We start from the raw sequence: 18776 nt of genomic DNA on the forward strand, positions 1-18776 counted from the left end.
TTGTTTATTGCCAGTTGGAATAAAAGGACTTCATGAAACGTCTGCTGCTAACTGCGGTCATGTCCGCACTGATGATCGCTGAAGTTCACGCCGAGTCCTTCACCATCTCCGATATTCGCGTCAACGGCCTGCAGCGGGTTTCCGCCGGCAGTGTGTTCGGTGCCTTGCCGCTGAACGTTGGTGACCAGGCCGACGACCGCCGCCTGGTGGACTCGACTCGTTCCTTGTTCAAGACCGGGTTCTTCCAGGACATCCAGTTGAGCCGTGATGGCAATGTGCTGATCATCAACGTGGTCGAGCGCCCGTCGGTGTCGAGCATCGAGATTGAAGGCAACAAGGCGATCAGCACCGAAGACCTGATGAAGGGCCTGAAGCAATCGGGCCTGGCCGAAGGCGAGATCTTCCAGCGTGCCACCCTCGAAGGCGTGCGTAACGAGCTGCAGCGCCAGTACGTGGCCCAGGGGCGCTACTCGGCCGAGGTAGACGCCGAAGTGGTGCCGCAGCCGCGCAACCGCGTGGCGCTGAAGATCAAGATCAACGAAGGCACCGTCGCCGCCATCCAGCACATCAACGTCGTTGGCAACAACGTATTCGATGATGAGACCCTGGGGCAGCTGTTCGAGCTGAAGACCACCAACTGGCTGTCGTTCTTCAAGAACGACGACAAGTACGCCCGTGAAAAACTCTCCGGTGACCTGGAGCGTCTGCGTTCCTATTACCTGGACCGCGGCTACATCAACATGGACATCGCCTCCACCCAGGTGTCCATCACGCCGGACAAGAAGCACGTCTACATCACCGTCAACATCAACGAAGGCGAGAAATACACCGTTCGCGACGTGAAGCTGTCCGGCGACCTCAAGGTGCCGGAAGACCAGGTCAAGTCGCTGCTGCTGGTGCAGCCGGGCCAGGTATTCTCGCGCAAGGTGATGACCAGCACATCCGAGCTGATCACCCGTCGCTTGGGTAACGAAGGCTACACCTTTGCCAACGTCAACGGTGTGCCACAGCCGAACGACCAGGACCACACGGTCGACATCATGTTCGTGGTCGACCCGGGCAAGCGTGCCTACGTCAACCGCATCAACTACCGCGGCAACACCAAGACCGAAGACGAAGTGCTGCGCCGCGAAATGCGCCAGATGGAAGGTGGCTGGGCTTCGACCTACCTGATCGACCAGTCCAAGACCCGTCTGGAGCGGCTGGGTTACTTCAAGGAAGTCAACGTCGAGACCCCTCAGGTACCTGGCACCGACGACCAGGTGGACGTGAACTACAGCGTCGAAGAGCAGGCCTCCGGTTCGATCACCGCCAGCGTCGGTTTCGCCCAGAGCGCCGGCCTGATCCTCGGTGGCTCGATCAGCCAGAGCAACTTCCTCGGTACCGGTAACAAAGTGTCCGTCGGCCTGACCCGCTCGGAATACCAGACCCGCTACAACTTCGGCTTCGTTGATCCCTACTTCACTGCCGATGGCGTCAGCCTGGGCTACAACGCCTTCTACCGCAGCACCGATTACGACGACCTCGACGTCGACGTTGCCAGCTATGCGGTGGACAGCTACGGTGCGGGCGTCAGCCTGGGCTATCCGATCAGCGAGACCTCGCGCCTGACCTACGGCCTGAGCGTGCAGCAGGACAAGATCAAGACCGGCAAGTACACCGTTGACGAGATCTTCGACTTCCTCGAGCAGGAAGGTGACAACTTCCTGAACTTCAAGGCCTCGATCGGCTGGTCCGAGTCGACCCTGAACAAAGGCGTGTTGGCCACCCGTGGCCACTCGCAAAGCCTGACCCTGGAGTCCACTGTTCCGGGCAGCGACCTGTCGTTCTTCAAGCTTGACTACCGTGGCCAGCTGTTCAAGCCGATCACCAACGACTACACCCTGCGCCTGCATACCGAGCTGGGCTATGGTGATGGTTACGGCAGCACCTCCGGCCTGCCGTTCTACGAGAACTATTTCGCGGGCGGTTTCAACTCTGTCCGTGGCTTCAAGGACAGCAGCCTGGGCCCACGCAGTACGCCTAGTCGCGGCGAGGCCGACGGCGGCAAGCCGGGCACTATCCGCGACCCGGATCAGGATCCGTTGCCGTTTGGTGGTAACGTGCTGGTGCAAGGCGGCGCCGAGCTGCTGTTCCCGCTGCCGTTCGTCAAGGACCAGCGTTCACTGCGCACCTCCGTGTTCTGGGACGTGGGTAACGTGTTCGACACCAATTGCGGCAACAAACCTGATTGCGAGAAGGTCGGGTTCTCGGGCATGGCCAGTTCGGTCGGCCTGGGCGTGACCTGGATTACCGCACTGGGCCCGTTGAGCTTCAGCCTGGCAATGCCGGTCAAGAAGCCGGACGATGCCGATACCCAGGTGTTCCAATTCTCTCTGGGCCAGACCTTCTAAGGTCGGCCCTTGCTTAACGACAACGGTTTATCCAGGAGTGCATCGTGCGTAAATTGGCTCAAATGGCCGTAGTGGCCGCGGCGCTGGTCGCCACCCCGGCTTTCGCCGAAATGAAGGTTGCCGTCCTGAACTACCAGATGGCCCTGCTCGAGTCGGATGCCGCCAAGAAGTATGCGGTTGATGCCGAGAAGAAATTCGGTCCGCAACTGACCAAGCTGAAGAACCTGGAAAGCAGTGCCAAGGGCATCCAGGACCGCCTGATCAAGGGCGGCGACAAGATGCAGCAGCAGGAGCGTGAGCGCCTGGAGCTCGAGTTCAAGCAAAAGGCCCGGGACTTCCAGTTCCAGTCCAAGGAGCTGAACGAAGCGAAGGCCGTTGCTGATCGCGACATGCTCAAGCAACTGAAGCCGAAGCTGGATGGTGCTGTCGAGGCAGTGATCAAGAAGGGCGGCTACGACCTGGTCCTCGAGCGTGGTGCGGTCATCGATGTCAAACCTCAGTATGACATCACCCGCCAAGTCATCGAGCGCATGAACCAAGCCCGTTGATATGAGTGTGACCATGACGTTAGGCCAGCTGGCCGAGGCACTCGGAGCCACCCTCAAAGGGCCCGAGACGCTGCAGATTACCGGGCTGGCCACCTTGCAGGAGGCTGGCCCCGGTCAGTTGAGCTTCCTCGCCAACCCGCAGTACCGAAAATTCCTGGATGACAGCCAGGCGGCCGCAGTGCTGCTCAAGGCGGCGGATGCCGAAGGCTTTGCCGGCAATGCACTGATCGTCGCCGATCCGTACCTGGCCTACGCACGCATTTCCCACCTGTTCGACCCCAAACCCAAGGCTGTGGCGGGTGTTCATCCCAGCGCCGTGGTGGCTGAGGACGCGCAGGTGGATGCCAGTGCCAGCATCGGGCCGTTCGCGGTCATCGAAAGCGGTGCGCGTATCGCGGCCAATGTCACTGTGGGTGCACACTGCGTGGTCGGCGCGCGTTGCGTGATCGGCGAGGGTGGTTGGCTGGCACCGCGGGTCACCCTGTACCATGACGTGACCATCGGCAAGCGCGTGGTCATTCAGTCGGGGGCGGTGATTGGCGGTGAAGGTTTCGGCTTTGCCAACGAGAAGGGTGTGTGGCGCAAGATCGCCCAGATCGGTGGCGTGACCATCGGTGATGACGTGGAAATCGGCGTCAACACTGCTGTCGACCGCGGTGCTTTGTCGGACACGCGGATCGCTGACGGGGTCAAGCTCGACAACCAGATCCAGATCGCCCATAACGTGCAGATCGGCGAGCACACGGCCATGGCCGCTTGCGTCGGGATTTCCGGTAGCACGCGCATTGGCAAGCACTGCACCATTGCCGGCGGTGTCGGCATGGTCGGCCATATCGATGTCTGTGATAACGTTTTCGTGTCCGGGATGACCATGGTAACCCGTTCGATCACCGAACCGGGTGCCTATTCTTCCGGCACTGCCATGCAGCCGCTGGCTGACTGGCGCAAGAGCGCCGCGCGTATCCGCCACCTGGACGACATGGCCAAGCGTCTCCAGCAGCTGGAAAAACGCGTCGATACCGTGACCTCAGGTGGCCTGCCGACATCAGAAGGCTGATACCATTCCCTGAGCAAGAGTGAACAGTCGCTAGCTGGCTCCTCTTTGGATTGCAAAAGGAGCGTGTGGTCAGCACCTGCGCTCCCTATTCTTATTACAGGCTTCCCCACCGAAATGATGGACATCAACGAGATTCGCGAATACCTGCCTCACCGCTACCCGTTCCTGCTGGTAGATCGTGTGACGGATCTGGACTTCGAGGCCCAGAGCATTCGTGCCTACAAGAATGTCAGCATCAACGAGCCGTTTTTCAATGGCCACTTCCCGGCACACCCGATCATGCCGGGTGTCCTGATCATCGAAGCCATGGCCCAGGCGGCCGGCATCCTTGGTTTCAAGATGCTCGATGCCAAGCCGGCCGATGGCACCCTGTACTACTTTGTCGGTTCCGACAAACTGCGTTTCCGTCAGCCGGTTCTGCCGGGTGACCAGCTTGTGCTGGAAGCCAAGTTCCTCAGCCGTAAAAGCATGATCTGGAAGTTCGAGTGCCGCGCCCTGGTCGACGGCAAGCCGGTCTGCTCGGCAGAAATCACCTGCGCGGAACGCTCCCTATGAATTCGATTGATCCTCGGGCCATTATCGATCCGTCGGCCAAGCTGGCCGACGGCGTCGAGGTCGGCCCTTGGTCGATCGTTGGCCCTGATGTGGAAATCGGGGAGGGCACCGTTATCGGCCCGCATGTTGTGCTTAAAGGCCCGACCCGCATCGGCAAGCACAACCGTATCTTCCAGTTCTCTTCCATCGGTGAAGACACCCCGGACCTTAAGTACAAGGGTGAGCCGACGCGCCTGGTGATCGGCGATCACAATGTCATTCGCGAAGGGGTGACCATCCACCGCGGTACTGTTCAGGATCGCGCGGAAACCACCGTGGGTGACCACAACCTGATCATGGCCTATGCCCACATTGGCCACGACAGTGTCATCGGCAACCACTGCATCCTGGTCAACAACACGGCGCTGGCAGGTCATGTACATGTGGGTGACTGGGCGATCCTGTCCGGTTACACCCTGGTTCACCAGTACTGCCACATTGGCGCCCACGCGTTTTCCGGTATGGGCACGGCGATTGGCAAGGACGTTCCGGCCTTCGTGACCGTGTTCGGCAGCCCGGCCGAAGCCCGCAGCATGAACTTCGAGGGCATGCGCCGCCGCGGTTTCAGCGACGAGGTGATCCATGTGCTGCGTCGTTGCTACAAGATTGTCTACCGTCAGGGCCTGACCGTAGAAGACGCGCTCAAGGAGCTGGCCGAACCCGCTGCGCAGCACCCCGAGGTCGAGCTGTTCCGTCAGTCGATCCTGAGCTCCGCTCGCGGCATCACACGCTGATATGGCCCAGCTTTGCGTAGCGCTGGTCGCCGGTGAGGCCAGTGGCGATATTCTTGGTTCAGGCTTGATGCGTGCCCTGAAGGCGCGCCACCCCGACGTACGTTTCATCGGGGTTGGCGGGCCTTTGATGGAGGCCGAAGGCCTGCAATCCTATTTCCCCATGGAACGTCTCGCCGTCATGGGGCTGGTCGAGGTGTTGGGGCGCCTGCGTGAGCTGCTCAAGCGCCGCAAGTTGCTGATCCAGACCCTGATCGAAGAAAAGCCCGACGTATTCATCGGCATCGACGCCCCTGACTTCACCCTCAATATCGAGCTGAAGCTGCGTCAGGCCGGGATCAAGACCGTCCACTATGTCAGCCCGTCAGTGTGGGCCTGGCGGCAGAAGCGCGTGCTGAAGATTCGCGAAGGCTGCGACCTGATGCTGACGCTGCTGCCGTTCGAGGCGCGGTTCTACGAAGAGCAGGGTGTGCCAGTGCGTTTTGTCGGCCACCCGCTGGCAGACACCATCCCGCTTGAAACCGACCGCCCGGCCGCGCGCGCCGCGCTGGGCCTGGGCGAGGGGCCTGTGGTGGCGCTGATGCCGGGCAGCCGGGGTGGCGAAGTAGGGCGCCTGGGCGCGTTATTCCTCGACGCCGCCGAGCGCCTCTGCCAACAAGTGCCGGGTGTGCGCTTCGTGTTGCCCTGCGCCAACGCCACGCGGCGTGCCCAGATCGAGCAGATGCTGGAAGGGCGCCAACTGCCGCTGACCCTGCTCGATGGCCAGTCGCACCAAGCCCTCGCGGCCTGTGACGCGGTGCTGATCGCCTCGGGCACCGCCACCCTCGAGGCGCTGCTGTACAAGCGGCCGATGGTGGTGGCGTACCGCCTTGCGCCCTTGACCTACTGGATTCTCAAGCGTCTGGTGAAAAGCCCTTACGTGTCATTGCCGAACCTGCTGGCCCAGCGAGAGCTGGTGCCCGAGTTGCTGCAAGACGACGCTACCAGCGAAGCGCTGGCCAACACCTTGGCGCCGCTGGTACGCGATGGAAGCCAGCAGACCGAACGTTTCGACGAAATTCACCGCACCCTGCGCCGTGACGCCTCCAATCAGGCGGCCGAGGCGGTACTGGCCCTGCTCAAGGACCGCTGACATGCAAATTGGACTGGACTTCAACCTGGTAGAAGACCTGGTCGCCGGCGTTGACGAAGTGGGCCGTGGCCCGCTGTGTGGCGCGGTGGTCACGGCGGCGGTGATTCTTGATCCTGCGCGGCCGATTCTCGGTCTGAACGACTCGAAGAAGCTCACCGAAGCCAAGCGTGAGGCGCTGTTCGACGAGATCTGCGAAAAGGCCTTGAGCTTCTGCATCGCCCGCGCCGAGGTCGAGGAAATCGACAGCCTGAACATCCTGCAGGCCACCATGCTGGCCATGCAGCGGGCAGTGGAGGGCTTGCACATTACGCCGAAGCTGGCCCTGATCGATGGCAATCGCTGCCCGAAGCTGGCTGTGCCGGCCGCACCGGTGGTCAAGGGGGATAGCCAGGTGCCGGCCATTGCAGCGGCATCGATCCTGGCCAAGGTGACCCGTGATCGGGAGATGAGCGCCTTCGAACTGATCTACCCGGGGTATGGCATTGGCGGGCACAAGGGCTACCCGACCCCGGTGCATCTCGAGGCCTTGGCGCGCCTTGGGCCTACGCCCATTCATCGGCGATCCTTCGCCCCTGTGCGGGCGGCCTGGGAAGCGCGCGAAGGCGTCACCGATTCCCTGATCTGACCTATTGGGGCCGCTTTGCGGCCCTTCGCGGGCACGCCCGCTCCCACAGGATTCATCGGTCTGAGCAGCGGGGCCGTACCTGTGGGAGCGGGCGTGCCCGCGAAGGGCTGCAAAGCAGCCCCAAAAAAAGCCCCTAGTTAGGCTACAATCCCGCCCTTGTCGTTAAGCACTGCTACAGGATCTTCCATGTCGGTTTCCTTCGTTCACCTGCGCGTCCACTCTGAATTCTCGCTGGTTGACGGCCTGGTGCGGATCAAGCCGCTGGCCAAGGCACTGACCGGGATGAACATGCCGGCGGTCGCCATCACCGATCAGAGCAACATGTGCTCGCTGGTGAAGTTCTACAAGACTGCCATGGGCGCCGGTATCAAACCGATCTGCGGTGCCGACCTGTGGCTGGCCGGCGCCGACCCGGAAGCCCCGCTGTCGCGCATCTGCTTCCTGGCCATGGACCCCAAGGGCTATCGCAACCTTACCGAACTGATCTCGCGCGGCTGGACCGATGGCCAGCGCAATGGCCTGGTCATCCTCCAGCGTGAATGGATCGCGCCGGCCAGCGAGGGCCTGATTGCCCTGTCCGCGGGTAAGGAAGGCGACATCGGCATGGCCTTGCTGGCTGGGCGGCAAGATGAAGCCGAAGCGCTACTTCAAGACTGGATGGGCATGTTCCCCGAGCGCTTCTACGTTGAAGTGCAGCGCACCAATCGGGCACGCGACGAAGAATACGTGCACGCGGCGGTGGCGTTGGCCGACAAGCTTGGCGCCCCGCTGGTGGCTACCAACGACGTGCGTTTCATCAAGCAAACGGACTTCGACGCCCACGAAACCCGCGTATGCATTGGCGAGGGATGGACCCTCGACGACCCGCGCCGTCCGCGTTGCTACAGCGACCAGCAGTACCTGAAGTCGGCCGAGGAAATGGCCGAGCTGTTCAGTGACCTGCCCGACGCCATCGCCAACACCGTCGAGATCGCCAAGCGCTGCAACATCCAGGTGCAGCTGGGCAAGTACTTCCTGCCTGACTTCCCCACGCCCAACGGCATGGGCATCGACGACTACCTGCGGCATGTGTCCCACGAAGGCCTGGAAGAGCGCCTGGCGGTGCTGTGGCCGAAAGAGACCACGCCCAATTATGAAGAAAAGCGTCAGGTCTACCTGGATCGCCTGAAGTTTGAACTGGACATCATCATCCAGATGGGCTTCCCCGGTTACTTCCTGATTGTTATGGACTTCATCAAGTGGGCCAAGAACAACGATGTACCGGTTGGCCCGGGCCGCGGCTCGGGTGCTGGCTCGCTGGTGGCCTATGTACTGAAGATCACCGACCTCGACCCGCTGGCCTACGACCTGCTGTTCGAGCGCTTCCTCAACCCTGAACGTGTTTCCATGCCCGACTTCGACGTCGACTTCTGCATGGACGGCCGTGACCGGGTGATCGACTACGTAGCCGAGGCCTACGGCCGTAATGCGGTGAGCCAGATCATCACCTTCGGTACCATGGCCGCCAAGGCGGTGGTGCGTGACGTGGCGCGGGTGCAAGGCAAATCCTATGGCCTGGCCGACCGCCTGTCGAAGATGATCCCCTTCGAAGTGGGCATGACCCTGGAGAAGGCCTACGAGCAGGAAGAGATCCTGCGTGACTTCCTCAAGGGCGACGAAGACGCCCGTGAAATCTGGGACATGGCCCTGAAGCTGGAGGGTGTGACCCGGGGCACCGGCAAGCACGCCGGTGGTGTGGTTATCGCACCGACCAAGCTCACCGACTTTTCGCCGATCGCCTGTGATGAAGAGGGTGGTGGCCTGGTAACCCAGTTCGACAAGGATGACGTCGAGGCCGCCGGCCTGGTGAAGTTCGACTTCCTCGGCCTGCGTACCTTGACCATCATCAAGTGGGCGATGGAGATCATCAACCGCGAGCAGGCCAAGAAGAACCTGCCCGACCTCAACATCGACTTCATCCCGCTGGACGACCGCAAGACCTACGAGTTGCTGCAGAAGGCCGAAACCACGGCGGTGTTCCAGCTTGAATCGCGCGGCATGAAGGAGCTGATCAAGAAGCTCAAGCCCGACTGCCTGGAAGACCTGATCGCACTGGTTGCGCTGTTCCGCCCGGGCCCGCTGCAATCGGGCATGGTGGACGACTTCATCAACCGCAAGCACGGCCGCGCCGAACTGGCCTACCCGCACTCCGACTACCAGTACGAAGGCCTCAAGCCAGTACTGGCGCCGACCTACGGCATCATCCTGTACCAGGAACAGGTGATGCAGATCGCCCAGGTGATGGCAGGTTATACCCTGGGTGGCGCCGACATGCTGCGTCGGGCCATGGGTAAGAAAAAGCCCGAGGAGATGGCCAAGCAGCGCGGTGGTTTCATCGAAGGTTGCGTGGCCAACAATATCGATGCGGACCTCGCCGGTAACATCTTCGACCTGGTAGAAAAGTTCGCTGGCTACGGCTTCAACAAATCCCACTCCGCCGCCTATGGCCTGGTGTCGTACCAGACCGCCTGGCTGAAAACCCACTACCCGGCGCCGTTCATGGCTGCGGTCCTGTCGGCGGATATGCACAACACCGACAAGGTGGTGGTGCTGGTGGAGGAGGTGCGCAGCATGAAGCTGCGCCTCGACGCGCCGGACGTGAACTTCTCGGACTTCAAGTTCACCGTCAACAACGACGGCCGGATCGTCTACGGCCTTGGCGCCATCAAGGGTGTCGGCGAAGGCCCGGTGGAGGCGATTGTCGAAGCCCGTGCCCAAGGCGGTCCGTTCAAGGACCTGTTCGATTTCTGTGAACGCATCGACCTCAAGCGGGTCAACAAGCGTACCCTTGATGCGCTGGTGCGCAGTGGCGCGCTGGACCGCCTTGGCCCGCACTTCCATGACGAGATCAAGGCCTACCACGCCAATATCGACATCAACCGGGCAACCTTGCTGTCGGCGCTGGGCGAGGCCATCAAGGCAGCCGAGCAGGCTGCGCACACCGCTGACAGTGGCCATGTCGACCTGTTCGGCGGCATGTTCGACGCGGCAGATGTCGACGTCTACGCCAACCATCGCAAGGTGCGCGAGCTCACCCTCAAGGAGCGTCTGAAGGGAGAGAAAGACACCCTGGGCCTGTACCTGACCGGCCACCCGATCGACGAGTACGAGGCCGAGATTCGCCGCTTCGCCCGCCAGCGCATCGTCGACCTCAAGCCGTCGCGCGAAACCCAGACCATCGCCGGCATGATCATTGCCCTGCGGGTGATGAAGAACAAGAAGGGCGACAAGATGGGCTTCGTCACCCTGGATGACCGTTCCGGGCGGATCGAGGCATCGCTGTTTGCCGATGCCTTCATGGCGGCACAGTCCTTGCTGCAGACCGATGCCATGGTGGTGGTGGAAGGCGAGGTCAGCAATGACGACTTCTCCGGGGGCTTGCGCCTGCGGGTGAAGCAGGTGATGACCATGGAAGACGCGCGCACCAAGCTGGCCGAGAGCCTGCGCCTGAAGGTGGCGCACGACGCACTGAAAGGCGACCGGCTGAAGTGGCTGGGCGAGCTGATCACCCGCCATCGTGGTGCTTGCCCGATCACGCTGGAGTACACCGGCAGCGACGCCAAGGCCATGCTGCAGTTTGGCGAGCAGTGGGCGATCGACCCGGCCGATGGCCTGATTCAGGCGCTGCGTGACCAGTTCGGGCGTGAGAACGTCTTCCTGCAATATCGTTGAACCGACAAAAATTTAATCTCGACCTGAATGCGCCTGATCCCTTAAGGTATGGCGCCAAACGGATCAACCGGCCGGCCGCCTGGCCGTAGACCCAAGACGGATGACTATGAACCCGAATTTCCTCGATTTCGAACAGCCGATTGCCGACCTGCAAGCCAAGATCGAAGGCCTGCGCCTGGTGGGTAACGACAACTCGCTGAACATCAGCGATGAAATTGCCCGTCTGCAAGACAAGAGCAACACCCTGACCGAAAGCATCTTCGGCAACCTGACCAGCTGGCAGATCGCCCGCCTGGCCCGTCACCCGCGTCGTCCTTACACCTTGGACTACCTGGAGCACATCTTCACCGAGTTCGAAGAACTGCACGGGGACCGTCACTTCTCTGACGACGCCGCCATCGTGGGTGGTACTGCGCGTCTGGACGGCAAGCCGGTCATGGTCATTGGCCACCAGAAGGGCCGTGAAGTGCGCGAGAAAGTGCGTCGCAACTTCGGCATGCCGCGCCCGGAAGGCTACCGCAAGGCCTGTCGCCTGATGGAAATGGCCGAACGCTTCAAGATGCCGATCCTGACCTTCATCGACACGCCGGGCGCCTACCCGGGCATCGACGCCGAAGAACGTAACCAGAGTGAAGCCATTGCCTGGAACCTGCGGGTCATGGCACGCCTGAAAACCCCGATCATCGCGACCGTGATTGGTGAGGGTGGTTCCGGTGGGGCACTGGCCATTGGCGTGTGCGACCAACTGAACATGCTGCAGTACTCCACCTACTCGGTTATCTCGCCGGAAGGGTGTGCGTCGATTCTGTGGAAAACCGCCGACAAGGCAGCAGACGCGGCCGAGGCCATGGGCATCACCGCCGAGCGCCTGAAGAGCCTGAACATTGTCGACAAGGTCATCCAGGAGCCGCTGGGCGGCGCCCACCGTGATCCGGCCCAGATGTCCGAAAGCATCCGTGCCGATCTGGTGCAGCAGCTGGACATGCTCGGCAAGTTCGACAACGACGCGCTGCTGGCCCGTCGCTACGAGCGCCTGATGAGCTACGGCCTCTGATTCTGATTTGCCCCGGGGGCCGTTTTGTGGCCCTTGTGATTGACGGCACCGGCTTCGCTGGTGTTCGCGGGTAGACCCGCTCCTACAGGTATTGCGCTGTCCTTGAGGCTTGCGCCGTGCATGTGGGAGCGGGCATGCCCGCGAATGCTTTCTGGAATCGAGCGAGGGCTAGATGATCAACCTCACTCCTTGGCTCAACGCCCCCACCTGGCACGTCGCCTTCTCCGGCGGCCTCGATTCCACCGTCCTCCTGCACCTGCTGGCCGATTACGCCCGCAATCACGTTTCCCCACCGCTGCGTGCCATTCATGTCCACCATGGCCTGCAGTCCGCTGCTGACGCCTGGCCTGCTCATTGCCAAGCCGTCTGCGACAATCTTTGCATCGAACTCCACGTCATTCACGTCCAGGTCAGCCCCGGCGCCAGCCTGGAGCAGGCGGCCCGAGATGCCCGCTATGCCGCCTTCAGGCAAGCGCTCGGCCCAGGCGACATCCTGTTCACCGGCCAGCACCGCGACGACCAGGCCGAGACTCTGCTGTTCCGCCTGTTGCGCGGCGCCGGCCTGCGCGGCCTGGCAGCCATGCCGGTGCAGCGGGCATTAGGGCAGGGCAGCCTGGTCAGGCCGTTGCTGGGTTGTTCGCGGCAGCAGTTGCAGGACTATGGCAAAGCCCAAGGGTTGGTCTGGATCGAAGACCTGTCAAACGCCGACACACAATTCGCCCGCAACTACCTGCGCGGCGAAGTGATGCCGCACTTGCAGCAACGTTGGCCTCAGGCCAGCCAGAACTTCGCCCGTGCAGCAGAGCATCTGGGTGAGGCGCTGGGTTTGCTGGACGAACTGGCCCAGGAGGATCTGGCGCTTGCGCGTAAGGGGGCGCCCATCGCCTGGCCGGGGCTGGATTCCCTCGACCTGGCCACCCTGGTAGCGCTATCGCCAGCCCGTCAGCGCAATGCCTTGCAGTACTGGCTAAGCCAGCGCACCCGTTTGCCCGATACCCGGCACTGGGCCGGCTGGGCAGACCTGCGCGATGCCGCCGCCGATGCCCGGCCAGTCTGGCGGCTTGCCGATGGGCGGTTGGTGCGTAGCCACGGGCGCATCTGGTGGTTGAGCGGTGATTGGCTACAGCAACCCGCTGGCTCGCTGGCCTGGCCAGACCCTGATGGGCCGCTGCGGTTGCCGGGCAATGGTTGCGTGCGTCTTATCGGCGCAGCCGTGCCGGGCGGGTTGCGCATTGCCTACCGTCAGGGTGGTGAAATGCTGGAGGTTCCCGGCCGAGGCCGGCGTGACCTCAAGCGCCTGTTAAACGAGCAGCAAGTGCCGCATTTCCTGCGCTCGCGCCTGCCCTTGCTATATAGCGACGATTGCCTGCTGGCGGTGGCCAACCTGCCCGGGCTGGTGAGGGCGGATTGCCAACTGCACTGGCAGTTACCGACGAACGCGCAAGGTTTGAGCTGAAGGGTACATTCCGGTAGACTACCCTCCCTTCTTGATACAACTTCTGTGGGTTCCGCGAAAACACAGGGGTTGCCGATTACCAAGCAGTTTTTTGCCGAGCTGATTCTGGAAATGACGAGCGAACGCCATGCCGGGTATACCCTGGCTGTACAGACGCGGCAGTTTTTCGAGATGCACTGTGATTGACGCAGGTGATCGGGGGCTTCGGCCTTCCTTCGCTTTCTCCGGCGGCGCTGGCCGCCTTAACGCAGACTTCTAGGGTTTTTCATGACGCGCTACATATTCGTCACGGGCGGTGTTGTTTCTTCATTGGGGAAAGGCATTGCCTCGGCTTCCCTGGCGGCCATCCTGGAAGCGCGGGGCCTGAAGGTCACCATGCTCAAGCTGGATCCGTACATCAACGTCGACCCGGGCACCATGAGCCCGTTCCAGCACGGTGAAGTGTTCGTCACCCACGATGGCGCCGAGACCGACCTCGACCTGGGGCACTACGAGCGGTTCATCCGCACCACCATGACCCAGAACAACAACTTCACCACCGGCCGTATCTACGAGCACGTGCTGCGCAAAGAGCGTCGTGGTGATTATCTGGGCGCGACCATCCAGGTCATCCCGCACATCACCGACGAAATCAAGCGTCGCATCATCAAGGGTGCCGGCGATGCCGACGTGGCCCTGGTGGAGATCGGCGGTACCGTGGGTGATATCGAGTCGCAGCCGTTCCTCGAGGCGATTCGCCAGCTGCGCGTCGAAGTGGGCTCCAAGCGTGCCATGCTGATGCACCTGACCCTGGTCCCGTACATCGCCACCGCTGGCGAAACCAAGACCAAGCCGACCCAGCACTCGGTCAAGGAGCTGCGCTCCATCGGCCTGCAGCCTGACGTGCTGATCTGCCGCTCCGACCACCCGGTCGATGCTTCGTCGCGTCGCAAGATCGCGCTGTTCACCAACGTTGAAGAGCGTGCGGTGATTTCGCTGGAAGACGTCGACACCATCTACAAGATCCCGGGCGTACTGCATGCTCAGGGCCTGGACGACTTCGTCGTCGAGCGCTTCGGCCTGCAGTGCAATGGCGCCGACCTGTCCGAGTGGGACAAGGTGGTCGATGCCAAGCTCAACCCGGAGCACGAAGTGACCATCGCCATGGTCGGCAAGTACATGGAGCTGCTGGATGCGTACAAGTCGCTGATCGAAGCGATGAGCCACGCCGGCATCACCAACCGGACCAAGGTCAACCTGCGTTACATCGACTCGGAAGACATCGAGAACCAGGGCACCAGCCTGCTCGAAGGCGCCGATGCCATCCTGGTACCGGGCGGTTTCGGCCTGCGCGGTGTGGAAGGCAAGATCACTGCGGTGCAATACGCCCGTGAGAACAAGGTGCCGTACCTGGGTATCTGCCTGGGCATGCAGGTGGCCGTCATCGAATTCGCCCGTAACGTGATGGGCTGGAAAGACGCCAACTCCACCGAGTTCGACCGTAACAGCGGCCACCCAGTGGTCGGCCTGATCACCGAGTGGGCCGATGCCACCGGTGCCGTCGAGACCCGCGACGAGGCTTCCGACCTGGGCGGCACCATGCGCCTGGGCGCACAGGACTGCCAGCTGGCTAACGGTTCCAAGGTGCACGACTGCTACGGCAAGGATGTGATCACCGAGCGTCACCGTCACCGCTACGAAGTGAACAACAACCTGCTGCCACAACTGGTGGAAGCTGGTCTGGTGGTTTCCGGCCGTTCCGAAGACGGCGCGCTGGTGGAAGTGGTCGAGTCCAAGGACCACCCATGGTTCGTCGCTTGCCAGTTCCACCCGGAGTTCACCTCCACCCCGCGTGACGGCCACCCGCTGTTCAGCGGCTTCGTCAAGGCAGCCCTGGCTCAGAAGAACAAGGCCTGATCGATGACCCAGAAGATCATTCGCGTCGGTAACATCGAGATCGCCAACGACAAGCCGTTCGTCCTGTTCGGCGGCATGAACGTTCTGGAATCCCGTGATCTGGCGATGAAGGTCTGCGAAGAGTACGTGCGGGTTACCGAGAAGCTCGGTATCCCGTATGTGTTCAAGGCCAGCTTCGACAAGGCCAACCGTTCGTCGGTAACGTCCTACCGTGGCCCTGGCATGGACGAGGGGCTGAAGATCTTCGAAGAGATCAAGCGCACCTTCAACGTGCCGGTGATCACCGACGTGCACGAGCCTTACCAGGCCGAGCCCGTCGCCAAGGTATGCGACATCATCCAGCTGCCGGCTTTCCTGTCGCGGCAGACTGACCTGGTGGTGGCCATGGCCAAGACCGGCGTGGTGATCAATATCAAGAAGGCTCAGTTCCTCGCACCTCAGGAAATGAAACACATCCTGGCCAAGTGCGAGGAGGCCGGTAACGACCAGTTGATACTCTGCGAGCGTGGTTCGAGCTTCGGCTACAACAACCTGGTGGTCGACATGCTGGGCTTCGGCATCATGAAGCAGTTCGAATACCCGGTGTTCTTCGACGTGACCCACGCCCTGCAGATGCCGGGTGGTCGCGCCGATTCCGCCGGCGGCCGTCGTGCCCAGGTTACCGACCTGGCCAAGGCCGGCATGAGTCAGGGCCTGGCCGGGCTTTTCCTCGAAGCCCACCCCGATCCGGACAACGCCAAGTGCGATGGCCCATGCGCCCTGCGCCTGGATAAACTGGAGCCGTTTCTGGTCCAGCTCAAGCAATTGGACGACCTGGTGAAAAGTTTTCCGACGGTAGAAACCGCGTAAAGCTCATTTCTCGGGTAAAGTACCGCCCGATCCACCCCTGACCAGTCGGTCAGGGGCTCCCTTCATCAGGCCTGCCCAAAGCAAGTTCGCCCGGTGAACGGCAAGAATTTCCTAAGCTAAGTTGTTTTCGTCAAATTCTGGAGTGCTTACAACAATGGCAAAAATCGTCGACATCAAAGGTCGTGAAGTTCTCGATTCGCGTGGCAACCCCACTGTGGAAGCCGATGTACTGCTCGACAACGGTATCATCGGCAGCGCTTGCGCGCCGTCCGGTGCTTCTACCGGCTCGCGCGAAGCGCTGGAGCTGCGTGATGGCGACAAGAGCCGTTACATGGGCAAGGGCGTGCTGAAGGCCGTCGCCAACATCAACGGCCCGATCCGCGACCTGCTGCTGGGCAAGGATCCTTCCGACCAGAAGGCTCTGGACCGCGCCATGATCGAACTGGACGGTACCGAGAACAAGGCCAAGCTGGGCGCCAACGCCATCCTGGCTGTTTCCCTGGCTGCCGCCAAAGCTGCTGCCCAGGACCAGGACCTGCCGCTGTACGCGCACATCGCCAACCTGAACGGCACCCCGGGCCAGTACTCGATGCCGGTTCCGATGATGAACATCATCAACGGTGGTGAGCACGCCGACAACAACGTCGACATTCAGGAGTTCATGGTTCAGCCGGTTGGCGCCAAGACCTTCTCTGACGGCCTGCGCATGGGTACCGAAATCTTCCACCACCTCAAGGCCGTACTGAAGGCCCGTGGCCTGAACACCGCCGTAGGTGATGAAGGTGGTTTCGCCCCTAACCTGGCGTCCAACGAAGACGCCCTGGGCGCCATCGCCGAAGCTGTCGAAAAAGCCGGCTACAAGCTGGGCACCGACGTGACCCTGGCCCTGGACTGCGCGGCTTCGGAATTCTACGAAGACGGCAAGTACAACCTGTCCGGCGAAGGCAAGTCGTTCGACGCCGAAGGCTTCGCCGACTACCTGAAAGGCCTGACCGAGCGTTTCCCGATCATTTCGATCGAAGACGGCCTGGACGAGTCCGACTGGGCTGGCTGGAAAATCCTCACTGACAAGATCGGTGAAAAAGTCCAGTTGGTCGGTGACGACCTGTTCGTGACGAACACCAAGATCCTCAAGGAAGGCATCGAGAAGGGCATTGGTAACTCGATCCTGATCAAGTTCAACCAGATCGGCTCGCTGACCGAAACCCTGGAAGCCATCCAGATGGCCAAGGCTGCTGGTTACACTGCAGTGATCTCGCACCGTTCCGGTGAAACCGAGGACTCGACCATCGCCGACCTGGCTGTGGGTACTGCTGCTGGCCAGATCAAGACCGGTTCGCTGTGCCGTTCCGACCGCGTTTCCAAGTACAACCAACTGCTGCGCATCGAAGAGCAACTGGGTGCCAAAGCGGTTTACCGCGGTCGTGCCGAGTTTCGCGGCTAAGCAAGAGATGGTAAAAAGGCAGCAGCCGAAGTTGTAGGAACGTTCGTACTGAACTTTCCTACGTACTAACGGGTTTCTGTCGACGAAGCCTGGCCTCGGCCAGGCTTCGTGCTATTCGAGGCCCCGAAGTGAAAAGTACGCGGCAGCCTTTTTAACCTGGATAACGTGATGCGCAGTCCCTATTGGTTGTTCCTCGTTCTGCTCTTGCTGTTGGGTGGCCTGCAGTACCGCCTGTGGGTGGGTAACGGCAGCCTGGCGCAAGTGACCGAACTGAAGCAGCAGATTGCCGATCAGCATGCCGAAAACGAGCGTTTGCTCGAGCGTAATCGTGTGCTCGATGCTGAAGTGCTAGAGCTGAAAAAAGGCATGGAGACCGTTGAAGAACGGGCCCGCCATGAATTGGGGATGGTCAAAGAGGGCGAAACCCTCTTCCAGTTGCCACAGAAATGATCGATACCTTGCCGGCCTTCTGGGCCGTGATTCCTGCGGCGGGTGTAGGTGCCCGCATGGCTGCCGACCGCCCCAAGCAATACCTGGAGCTGGCTGGGCAGACCCTTCTCGAGCACAGCCTCGACTGTTTTCTTGGCCACCCGGCGCTTAAAGGCGTGGTGGTCAGCATTGCCGAAGATGACCCTTACTGGCCTGGCTTGCGCTACGCCAGCGACCCACGCATCCAGTGTGCGGCGGGCGGGCGTGAACGAGCTGACTCGGTGCTTAACGCCTTGCTGATGCTGCATGCCCAGGGGGCGGCTGAAAGCGACTGGGTACTGGTGCATGATGCCGCGCGGCCGAACCTGGCGCGCGGCGACCTGGACAAGCTGTTGTCGGAGCTGGCGGACGACCCGGTGGGTGGACTGCTGGCGGTGCCGGCGCGCGATACCCTCAAGCGCGCCGACAGCCATGGCCGGGTGAGTGCTACCGTGGACCGCAGCACGATCTGGCAGGCGTACACACCACAGATGTTTCGCCTTGGGGCGTTGCACCGGGCGCTGGCCGAGTGCCTGGTGTCGGATGTGGTGGTGACCGACGAGGCTTCTGCCATCGAATGGTCCGGTCAGGCGCCGCGGCTGGTGGAAGGGCGCAGTGACAACATAAAGGTGACCCGGCCCGAGGATCTCGAATGGTTGCGCCAGCGCTGGGCGGGTAAACGCTGAGCGTTCGCCTGTGCCGGTCTCTTCGCGGGTGAACCCGCTCCTACCACGGTGGTGGACACACATCGGGGGTTGGACACAGGCCGCCGTAGGAGCGGGTTTACCCGCGAAGAGGCCGGCCCTGCTGGCCAATCT

At 61.7% G+C, this 18776-nt stretch carries 15 protein-coding genes; all 15 read left to right on the forward strand.

The window, feature by feature from the left end:
• The first annotated feature begins 32 nt into the window (after positions 1-32).
• The 15 genes from bamA to ispD all read left to right on the forward strand — a co-directional run bounded on the left by bamA (position 33) and on the right by ispD (position 18644).
• Positions 33-2393, forward strand: coding sequence for an outer membrane protein assembly factor BamA (gene bamA / locus ACF8GF_RS20550; protein ID WP_176682760.1), 2361 nt, complete (start codon positions 33-35; stop codon positions 2391-2393).
• 62 nt (positions 2394-2455) lie between these two features.
• Entirely contained in the window at positions 2456-2941 is a 486-nt protein-coding gene (locus ACF8GF_RS20555) for an OmpH family outer membrane protein (protein WP_218115276.1), read from the forward strand.
• 1 nt (position 2942) lies between these two features.
• Positions 2943-3998 (forward strand): UDP-3-O-(3-hydroxymyristoyl)glucosamine N-acyltransferase, encoded by a 1056-nt coding sequence (lpxD, locus tag ACF8GF_RS20560; RefSeq protein WP_392488426.1) that lies wholly within the window; start codon positions 2943-2945, stop codon positions 3996-3998.
• A gap of 114 nt (positions 3999-4112) precedes the next feature.
• Positions 4113-4553, forward strand: a complete 441-nt coding sequence (gene fabZ / locus ACF8GF_RS20565; RefSeq protein ID WP_003252314.1) for a 3-hydroxyacyl-ACP dehydratase FabZ — start codon at positions 4113-4115, stop codon at positions 4551-4553.
• Entirely contained in the window at positions 4550-5326 is a 777-nt protein-coding gene (gene lpxA / locus ACF8GF_RS20570; protein WP_176682763.1) for an acyl-ACP--UDP-N-acetylglucosamine O-acyltransferase, read from the forward strand. The genes fabZ and lpxA overlap by 4 nt, the downstream gene beginning before the upstream one ends.
• Before the next feature lies 1 nt (position 5327).
• Entirely contained in the window at positions 5328-6455 is a 1128-nt protein-coding gene (gene lpxB, locus ACF8GF_RS20575) for a lipid-A-disaccharide synthase (RefSeq protein ID WP_392488427.1), read from the forward strand.
• Between the two features lies 1 nt (position 6456).
• Positions 6457-7080, forward strand: a complete 624-nt coding sequence (gene rnhB / locus ACF8GF_RS20580; RefSeq protein ID WP_176682765.1) for a ribonuclease HII — start codon at positions 6457-6459, stop codon at positions 7078-7080.
• Positions 7081-7266: 186 nt separating this feature from the next.
• Positions 7267-10791: a DNA polymerase III subunit alpha gene (gene dnaE / locus ACF8GF_RS20585; RefSeq protein WP_209963988.1), complete on the forward strand. Its 3525-nt coding sequence runs from the start codon at positions 7267-7269 to the stop codon at positions 10789-10791.
• 106 nt (positions 10792-10897) lie between these two features.
• Entirely contained in the window at positions 10898-11845 is a 948-nt protein-coding gene (locus ACF8GF_RS20590; RefSeq protein WP_014754274.1) for an acetyl-CoA carboxylase carboxyltransferase subunit alpha, read from the forward strand.
• A 172-nt stretch (positions 11846-12017) separates the two neighbouring features.
• Positions 12018-13301 carry a tRNA lysidine(34) synthetase TilS gene (gene tilS, locus ACF8GF_RS20595; protein ID WP_392488428.1) on the forward strand — a complete coding sequence of 428 codons (1284 nt, stop codon included), beginning with the start codon at positions 12018-12020 and terminating at the stop codon, positions 13299-13301.
• Positions 13302-13568: 267 nt separating this feature from the next.
• Positions 13569-15197 (forward strand): CTP synthase, encoded by a 1629-nt coding sequence (locus ACF8GF_RS20600; RefSeq protein ID WP_392488429.1) that lies wholly within the window; start codon positions 13569-13571, stop codon positions 15195-15197.
• 3 nt (positions 15198-15200) lie between these two features.
• A complete protein-coding gene (gene kdsA / locus ACF8GF_RS20605; protein ID WP_176682768.1) occupies positions 15201-16046 on the forward strand; it encodes a 3-deoxy-8-phosphooctulonate synthase in 846 nt (281 codons plus the stop codon).
• 154 nt (positions 16047-16200) lie between these two features.
• Positions 16201-17490 (forward strand): phosphopyruvate hydratase, encoded by a 1290-nt coding sequence (eno, locus tag ACF8GF_RS20610; protein ID WP_176682769.1) that lies wholly within the window; start codon positions 16201-16203, stop codon positions 17488-17490.
• A 168-nt stretch (positions 17491-17658) separates the two neighbouring features.
• Positions 17659-17940, forward strand: a complete 282-nt coding sequence (ftsB, locus tag ACF8GF_RS20615) for a cell division protein FtsB (protein WP_004576849.1) — start codon at positions 17659-17661, stop codon at positions 17938-17940.
• Complete coding sequence (ispD, locus tag ACF8GF_RS20620) at positions 17937-18644, forward strand: 2-C-methyl-D-erythritol 4-phosphate cytidylyltransferase (RefSeq protein WP_176682770.1); 708 nt, start codon at positions 17937-17939, stop codon at positions 18642-18644. Before ftsB ends, ispD begins: the two co-directional genes overlap by 4 nt.
• Positions 18645-18776 lie beyond the last annotated feature (132 nt).

The sequence above is a fragment of the Pseudomonas sp. yb_5 genome (assembly GCF_043103865.1).
Lineage (GTDB): Bacteria > Pseudomonadota > Gammaproteobacteria > Pseudomonadales > Pseudomonadaceae > Aquipseudomonas > Aquipseudomonas putida_Y.

Excerpts from the sequence above, each read along its gene's own strand:
- bamA (WP_176682760.1), top strand. The coding sequence starts at position 33 with ATGAAACGTCTGCTGCTAACTGCGGTCATGTCCGCACTGATGATCGCT.
- ACF8GF_RS20555 (WP_218115276.1), top strand. The coding sequence starts at position 2,456 with ATGGCCGTAGTGGCCGCGGCGCTGGTCGCCACCCCGGCTTTCGCCGAA.
- lpxD (WP_392488426.1), top strand. The coding sequence starts at position 2,943 with ATGAGTGTGACCATGACGTTAGGCCAGCTGGCCGAGGCACTCGGAGCC.
- fabZ (WP_003252314.1), top strand. The coding sequence starts at position 4,113 with ATGATGGACATCAACGAGATTCGCGAATACCTGCCTCACCGCTACCCG.
- lpxA (WP_176682763.1), top strand. The coding sequence starts at position 4,550 with ATGAATTCGATTGATCCTCGGGCCATTATCGATCCGTCGGCCAAGCTG.
- lpxB (WP_392488427.1), top strand. The coding sequence starts at position 5,328 with ATGGCCCAGCTTTGCGTAGCGCTGGTCGCCGGTGAGGCCAGTGGCGAT.
- rnhB (WP_176682765.1), top strand. The coding sequence starts at position 6,457 with ATGCAAATTGGACTGGACTTCAACCTGGTAGAAGACCTGGTCGCCGGC.
- dnaE (WP_209963988.1), top strand. The coding sequence starts at position 7,267 with ATGTCGGTTTCCTTCGTTCACCTGCGCGTCCACTCTGAATTCTCGCTG.
- ACF8GF_RS20590 (WP_014754274.1), top strand. The coding sequence starts at position 10,898 with ATGAACCCGAATTTCCTCGATTTCGAACAGCCGATTGCCGACCTGCAA.
- tilS (WP_392488428.1), top strand. The coding sequence starts at position 12,018 with ATGATCAACCTCACTCCTTGGCTCAACGCCCCCACCTGGCACGTCGCC.
- ACF8GF_RS20600 (WP_392488429.1), top strand. The coding sequence starts at position 13,569 with ATGACGCGCTACATATTCGTCACGGGCGGTGTTGTTTCTTCATTGGGG.
- kdsA (WP_176682768.1), top strand. The coding sequence starts at position 15,201 with ATGACCCAGAAGATCATTCGCGTCGGTAACATCGAGATCGCCAACGAC.
- eno (WP_176682769.1), top strand. The coding sequence starts at position 16,201 with ATGGCAAAAATCGTCGACATCAAAGGTCGTGAAGTTCTCGATTCGCGT.
- ftsB (WP_004576849.1), top strand. The coding sequence starts at position 17,659 with ATGCGCAGTCCCTATTGGTTGTTCCTCGTTCTGCTCTTGCTGTTGGGT.
- ispD (WP_176682770.1), top strand. The coding sequence starts at position 17,937 with ATGATCGATACCTTGCCGGCCTTCTGGGCCGTGATTCCTGCGGCGGGT.